General features: G+C 58.5%; 1 protein-coding gene. It reads left to right on the top strand.

Going from position 1 to position 803, the window contains the following annotated elements; genetic code table 11:
* On the top strand, window positions 1-803 hold an 803-nt coding region (locus AAAU26_RS14570), incomplete at both ends, for a DNA primase family protein (protein ID WP_349180841.1).

Genomic DNA, 803 nt, shown 5'->3' on the forward strand with positions numbered 1-803 from the left:
AACGGCGTGTACCATCTGCCGGACGGCTCTTTTCAGGAGAGCCGCCTGTTCTGCCAGAACCGCCTGCCTGTGAAGTACGACCCCAAAGCACCCAGCCCGGAACGCTGGCTGACCTTTCTGCACGAGCTGCTGGACGATGCCGACCTCCCCACCTTGCAGGAATATCTGGGCTACTGCCTCATTCCCAGCACCAAAGGGCAGAAGATGATGCTCATTGTCGGCAAGGGCGGCGAGGGCAAGTCCCGCATCGGGCTGGTGCTCAAGCGGCTCATGGGGGATGCCGCCAGCAACGGCAGCGTCCAGAAAGTGGAAAACAACCGCTTTGCCCGTGCCGATCTGGAACGCCGCCTGCTGATGATCGACGATGACATGGACATGAATGCCCTGCCTAAAACGAATTATATTAAGACCATCGTGACCGCCGAGGCCAAACTGGACTTGGAGCGCAAAGGTGTCCAGAGTTACCAGAGGGACATTTACGCCCGGTTCCTCTGCTTCGGCAACGGCGCGCTGACCTCGTTGTACGACCATTCGGATGGCTTCTTTCGCCGCCAACTCATCCTGACCACCAAGGACAAGCCTGCCGACCGCACAGACGACCCCTTCCTTGTGGAGAAGATGTGCGCTGAGTTGGAGGGCATCCTGCTCTGGTGTCTGGAAGGACTGCACCGGCTGGTACAGAACAACTTCCGTTTCACGGTCAGCGAACGAGCCGCTGCCAACGTAGACACCATCAAGCGCAGCAGCAACAATGTCATCGACTTCATGGAGTCCGAGGGCTACTTCCGTTTCAAGGCGGACTA

The organism is Faecalibacterium longum (assembly GCF_040094125.1).
In the GTDB taxonomy this organism is placed as follows: Bacteria; Bacillota; Clostridia; order Oscillospirales; family Ruminococcaceae; genus Faecalibacterium; species Faecalibacterium longum.